The 4248-nt window shown below is 60.1% G+C and carries 3 protein-coding genes and 1 pseudogene; 2 read left to right on the top strand and 2 right to left on the bottom strand.

Annotated elements, in window-relative coordinates; genetic code table 11:
• A partial coding sequence (dinB, locus tag B3520_RS16640) for a DNA polymerase IV (RefSeq protein ID WP_286876455.1) occupies window positions 1–994 on the top strand: 994 nt, incomplete at its 5' end.
• Window positions 995–1193: 199 nt separating this feature from the next.
• Window positions 1194–1619: an ExbD/TolR family protein gene (locus B3520_RS16635; protein ID WP_123637935.1), complete on the top strand. Its 426-nt coding sequence runs from the start codon at window positions 1194–1196 to the stop codon at window positions 1617–1619.
• A gap of 147 nt (window positions 1620–1766) precedes the next feature.
• On the opposite strand, the gene B3520_RS16630 is transcribed toward B3520_RS16635, so the two are convergent.
• Both B3520_RS16630 and B3520_RS16625 read right to left on the bottom strand, forming a co-directional pair.
• Window positions 1767–3044, bottom strand: coding sequence for an aminotransferase class I/II-fold pyridoxal phosphate-dependent enzyme (locus B3520_RS16630; RefSeq protein WP_286805828.1), 1278 nt, complete (start codon window positions 3042–3044; stop codon window positions 1767–1769).
• A 101-nt stretch (window positions 3045–3145) separates the two neighbouring features.
• Window positions 3146–4248, bottom strand: a pseudogene (locus tag B3520_RS16625) (peptidase); the annotation flags it as partial.

Raw genomic sequence — 4248 nt, 5'->3', positions numbered from 1 at the left:
GAGTCTCCGTCATCGTCCGATTGCGGTGGGGGGCAGCTCGGATCGGCGCGGCGTGATCTCCACCTGTAATTATGAGGCGCGCCGGTACGGTGTTCGCTCCGCAATGGCCTCGGCTTACGCCAAGCGTTTGTGTCCGGACTTGCTGATTGTGCCGCATCGGATGGATGCCTATCGGGAAGCGTCCCTGCAAATGCGTCATGTGTTCTACGATTTTTCCGAACGAGTGGAACCTTTGTCGCTGGATGAGGCCTATCTGGATGTGACCGACAGTGAACACTGTCAGGGTAGCGCCACCCGGATTGCCGAGGCGATTCGCGAGCGGGTTCATGACGCGCTGGGTATCACCATCTCGGCCGGCGTTGCACCCAATAAATTTCTGGCCAAAGTGGCCAGTGATTGGCGCAAACCCGACGGTTTGTACGTGGTGCCTCCGACGCAGGTAGACGAGTTCGTTCGGGCGTTGCCCGTTGAGCGCGTGCCGGGTGTCGGCCGGGCCACGGCCCAGAAGCTGTCGCAGATGGGTGTGGCCACCTGTGGTGACCTGCAGGCTTTTGATGTGTTTGAGCTCAGTGAGCGCTTCGGGGCCTTCGGCGTGCGTCTGCACCACCTGTGCCACGGGCGTGACGAGCGGGCGGTGACGGTCAGCCGGCGTCGCAAGTCCCTCAGTGTGGAGCACACCTTTGCCCAGGACCTGCCCGACCTCGAGCATTGCCTCGGGCAGTTGCCAGGGCTGCTGCAGTCTCTGGCCCTTCGGTTGCGCCGGGTTGATGGCGATTATCGGGTGGTCAAGCGGTTCGTGAAGCTGAAGTTTGAGGATTTCACCTCCACAACCCTTGAGCGGGCCGGTACCGATGTCAATCAGGCGGCTTACCGGGCGTTGTGTGAGGAAGCGTTTGTGCGCGGTGATCGACCGGTCAGGCTGCTCGGCGTTGGGGTGCGGTTTGTGGATTTACGGGAAGATCAGGCTTTTTACCAGCTTGATTTATTCTCTTAGCCGCATTTTTAGGGCATTTTTACACCCATCAAGGTGTAAAAAGGACTATTAGCGGGCGCTGGGATGGCCACAATGGCAAGAAAGCGATGGTCATGCAGCGGTAAAAGCTGTTAGTATTCGGGTCTGTTTCTGGGGGGCTCAAGGGCGCCCAGTGATTTCAGACACCCAGTGATTTCAGATAAGAACGGGAGTAAGTGCGGTGAGAAGAAAGAAGAGCCGTAGCGGTGATGATAGTAACGATATCGATTTGACCCCCATGTTGGACGTGGTGTTCATTATGTTGATCTTCTTTATTGTGACGGCGTCGTTCGTCAAAGAGATCGGCCTCGACACCAATGTTCCCGAAGAGAATGACCAGCCGCCGCCGGAAGATGCGGATCCCAACATCGTGGTCGATATCCGTCAGGATAACCAGGTGTGGATGGAGAACCGTCGAGTGGATACCCGGGCAATTCGTTCAAACATTGAGCGGATGCGGGCGGAGTTGCCGGACGCTACCGTGATTATTCGTACCCACGATCGTGCCGACGCGTCCGTTTATGTCTCAGTAGCGGATGCAGCTCGGGCCGCCAATGCGCCCAGTATTGTTCTTGTGCCCATGCCGGAAGAAATGCGCGCTCGATAAGATCGCCTGTTCTTCGGACATAAAAAAACCACCGACAAAATCGGTGGTTTTTTTATGTCCGCCTGATGGCCCTGAGAGTGTTCGACCAAAACTGCCTGGCGGATCAGGCGCCCTCAGTGGGGCGCCTTCTGCTCAGTCTTCGACTCTTTAGCTGGCGAGTTGCTTGCGCACCGAGGCCAGTTTGACGCAGACCACAAACACCTTCATCGCCCCTTTCACTTCCTCGACGCTGGGCACTGAGGGCGCAATACGGATATTGCGGTCCTCGGGGTCTTGGCCGTAAGGGAAGGTGGCGCCCGCGGGCGTCAGCTTGACTCCGGCCTCGGCCGCCAGACGAACGGTGTCCTGAGCACAGCCGGGACGAGTGTCAAACGACACAAAATAGCCACCTTGAGGTTCCTGCCAGTTGCCCAGATCGCTCTCTGCGAAGGCTTCGTTCAGCGCATCCAGTACCGCCGCAAAGCGGGGCTTGAGCAGTTCGGCATGACCCTGCATGTGCTTCATCAGGGCGTCCCGGTTGGGCAGGAAGCGGCTGTGACGAATCTGGTTGACCTTGTCCGGACCGATGGTGCAGGTTCCCAGAAACTGCTTGAACCCTTTCAGGTTGGCGGGGCTGGCGTTGACGAACGCGACCCCGGCACCGGCGTGGGTGATCTTTGAGGTCGAAGCAAACTGAATGACCGAGTCTTCTGTACCGTGCTGGGCGCAGGCTTTCATCACACAGGCCAGTTCCGGTGGGTTGTCGACCAGGTCGTGAACGGCGTAGGCGTTGTCCCAGAATACCCGGAAGTTCGGGCCCGCGATTTTACCCAGTGCGGCAATACGCTCAACGGTTTCATCGCTGTACACCACACCGGTCGGGTTGGAGTATTTGGGAACACACCACATGCCCTTGATGCGCGGATCGTCTTTGACCAGCGCCTCTACTTTGTCCATATCCGGACCGGCGTCGGTCATGGGCACGGCAATCATGTCAATGCCGAGCTGCTCACAGACCGTATGGTGACGGTCGTAGCCGGGAACCGGGCAAAGGAATTTCACGTTGCCCTCGTTTTTCCAGGCGCTATCCGCGCCGGTCAGGCCGAACTGGTGAGCGGTCAGCATGACCTGGAACATCAGGGTCAGGCTGCTGTTGCCACCGACCAGCACATCGTCGGGATCGACGCCCATCAGGTTGGCGCCCAGTTGTTTGGCTTCGGGCAGGCCGTCCAGGCCACCGTAGTTGCGTGTGTCGGTGCCGTCGGCGGCTTTGTAGTCACCTTTGAGAATGCCATCCAGCGCATCGGACAGGCTCAGCTGCTCCGGAGAGGGCTTGCCTCGGGTCAGATCCAGGTTGAGTTTCTGGTTGACGATGCGTTGATACTCGTCGGCCAGTTCGGTTTCCCACTGGCGCAGTTGTTCCTGTGTCGCTTGATCCAGTTGCAAGGTGTCTACCTCAATGGTTGGTGGGCGAAAGGGGCATTATAACCCTTGGTGGGTGAAGATTTAACCGGGCATGGTCGTTAACCGCGGACGACCGCTGAAGCTCATGCCTCGAGCGGTGGGGTCGGGCAGTCCAGTGCGTCCGCCACGGCGCGGTAGAGCTCCGCTTCCCGCGGTGTGACCCGCTGGTCCTGGAGAAGGCATTCGCGCAGCGCTTTGAGTAATTCGGGCTTTTCCAGCGGGCGCAGTTGGCGCAATCTGTCCAGGGCGCTGTCGAGGCCATTGAAGCCGATGTCCTCGGTGGGCATCAGTGTGCTCTCCAGGCCCAGCCGGGAGGCGCCGGCCCGGTAAGCCTGGGCCGGTTGGGTGCGACCGGCCCAGGCAGCGACCGACAGCAGCAGTCGGGCTTCAGCCTGGCAGTACGCCAGCTTGAGGCGCTGGCGTTTGGGGACCGGTGCCACCAGGTGGGTGTGTGCCAGCCGGTAAACGATCCATTCGCTCAGTTGTACTCGACCGTCGGCTTTCGCCAGACCGCTCAAAATGGCGAGAAAGTCCCGACGCTGTTGATCGGAGAATTCATTGAGCGAGGGCAGGGCCAGCTCAATCGCCGGTAGGCGCAAACCGTCCGGCAGTTCCGCGCTCTGAGTCATCACCGAACGCAGCGCGTTCAGCTCGGTTTCCTTCAGTTGTTCCGCGAGGTAGCTCCACTCGGATGCGCGCGAATTCGCATCGGAATTCAACTGGAGTCCCCAAAGTAATCCCCGGGCGCTGAAGGGGTCCCGGGCGGCCTCGCGCAAGGTCTGGGGTAGTGTCTCGAGGGTGGCCTTTGCCTGTTCAATCGCCTTAGGACTGATCTCACCCGTGTGATGCCCCGCGCTGCTGGCCACCGCAACCGCCGCCGCCATGGCTCGGGCCGTCTCTTCTCGCCCGGTGGTCGAAGCGGATTCGGACGTTTGCGCTGCCGCTGTACTGTCGGGCTGACTCAGCGGGGTGAAGTCCCCCTGCCAGCCGGGCAGTACCCGGCGAATCCGGTCTTCCAGCGGTGGGTGGGTGGCCATCAGGCCGCTCAGTCGTGCCTTGACGCCTTCTTCGAAGTACATGTGGCTGAATTCATTGGCGTCACTGGCCGACAGTTGTGAGCCGTCCGGGGAGTGGCCGATTCTGATCAGGGCGCCGCCGATGCCCTCGGGATTGCGGGTGTACTGAC

This window comes from Marinimicrobium sp. UBA4509 (assembly GCF_002388575.1).
Lineage (GTDB): Bacteria > Pseudomonadota > Gammaproteobacteria > Pseudomonadales > Cellvibrionaceae > Marinimicrobium > Marinimicrobium koreense.
The sequence above is the reverse complement of the archived record's forward strand: the minus strand, read 5'-3'. Positions and strand labels throughout refer to the sequence as shown.